The following is a 2,158-nucleotide window of genomic DNA, read 5'->3' on the forward strand; positions in this document are numbered from 1 at the left end:
GGTCAAAATCCGCGGGCACCGTATTGAATTAGGAGAGGTTGAAACCCAGCTACTTCTTTGTAGTGGAATCAGAGAAATTTTTGTACAAGCCTTCGAAGAGGAACAAGGGCAAGCTTTGGCCGCCTACTATACGGCTGAAGAGGAATTGAGTACTTTTGAGCTTCGAGCGGATTTGGCTAAAAAAGTTCCGTCTTATATGATTCCTTCTTATTTTATTCAGCTTGAAATGATGCCACTCACTGCCAATGGTAAGGTAGACCGTCACAGGCTTCCGGCCCCAGAAGTGAAAGGCACTATCCATGAGGAGCCCCGGAATCCGTTGGAAGGCCGTATACGGTCTGTTTGGGAAGAGTTTTTAGGTACCTCCCTTGGCATAAGTGACAGCTTTTTCAATCTGGGGGGAGACTCTATTAAAGCAATCGGATTGATTAGTCTTATGAACAGGAAAATGGACTGGACTATTCAGATCAAAGATTTGTATGAACATCCAACTATAAAAGAACTAGTCGCGTATGCTGGTATACAAAATGGTTCACTGGAAGAAGAACGTAAACGTATAGAAAAAAGAAAAGAACTACAGGACCTGAAGAACAGGTTCCTTGAGGAACACACTTCCCTAGTTCATAAAGTAGTAGATGTTTATCCAATGAGTGATATCCAGCAGGGAATGGTTTTTTATTCTATGAGAAATCCAGAAAAGGCGCTTTATCACGACCAACTTGTTTATCAGCTAGAGGATGATTCATTTGAATTGGGAAAATTAACTGAAGCTATGACCTTATTAATGAATAAACATGAAATTTTACGAACGGGCTTTTTCTTAGATGAAGGACCTGTGCCTCTTCAAGTTGTCTACCAGTCAGTTCCAGTCGATATTATAGAGCATGACCTATCAGTATATACAGAAAAAGAGCAGGAGGATTTTATTGAGCGTTCTCTTTTGGAAGATCGTCAGAATCCGTTTGAGCTAAAAGGGGGATCCCTTTGGAGGCTTCGTGTATATAGGTTAAACGACCGTCAGGTCACTTTTGCTTGGATAGTCCATCATGCCATTATGGATGGCTGGAGTGTTGCCTCGTTTATGACAGCGTTGGTAGATGTATATTTCAGGTTAAAAATCGGCCCTGTGGAATTGGTAGGACTGAAGAGTAGCTATAAGGATTATGTAGTGGATCAGATGGTTGTTTCACAGCAAGAAGACCTAACGACCTATTGGCAGCAGGAGTTGTCAGATTTTAAAAGGCTTGAACTTCCATATGGAGCTGAGCAAGAAGTGGGAGCTTATATTATGGAGCTCGACTCTGACCTACTGCAGAGATTGAAGAAAGTTGCTAAGGAAGAAGGAACAACTCTAAAGATACTTTGCTTAACAGCCTATCTGTTTATGATGCGGATGATTACCTATGAAAATGATTTGACGATAGGATTGATTGAGAATGCGAGGCCAGTTACACAGGATGCAGAGAAGGTACTTGGTTGTTTCCTGAATACAACACCTTTTCGCATAGAGATAGATGAATCTGGAACATGGCAATCACTGCTTACGAAAGTCCACTGTAAGCATGTGGATTTAAAGAGCAAGGGTCGTTTTCCTTTTAGAAAAATTGCTGAGCTGATAGGGAGAACAGAAGTAAATGAAAATCCTATTTTTGATGCCGTTTTTAACTTTGTAGATTTTCATGTGTATAACGGATTGGAAGGTTCGCCTTTATCATATGGGGTTAATAGTTATGAGAAAACGAATACATTATTTGATTTTTCCGTGTCAACTACATTCGACCGATTTGAAATAAGAGTGGTGTCTGGTTTCTCAGAGATTGTCTTAAAAAAGTTATTAAGGTATTTTCAATTTATTTTAGAGGCGCTTTCTGAAGATATTCAAAGTGAAATTTCCACCCTTGCTCTTTTGGAAAAAGCAGAAATAGACAAATTACTTAAACGGTTTAATGAAACTTCGGTGGACTTTCCGAAAGATCGTACTGTAACTCAACTTTTTGAAGGACAAGCAGCAAAAACACCTAATAATGTCGCTTTGGTGTTTGAAAATAAGGTTCTCACATACAAGGAACTCAACAGAATGGCTAATCAGATTGCACGTAGCTTGGTAAAGCAGGGAGTAAAGAAAGGGCAGAAGGTCGGACTTCTCACGGAGCGCTCG

1 protein-coding gene is annotated in these 2,158 nt (G+C 40.2%); it reads left to right on the top strand.

What is annotated here, in order from left to right:
• On the top strand, positions 1 to 2,158 hold a 2,158-nt coding region (locus ABWK52_RS21995; protein ID WP_353772130.1), incomplete at both ends, for a condensation domain-containing protein.

Source organism: Bacillus sp. AP50, assembly GCF_040492675.1.
Classification (GTDB): domain Bacteria; phylum Bacillota; class Bacilli; order Bacillales; family Bacillaceae_G; genus Bacillus_A; species Bacillus_A cereus.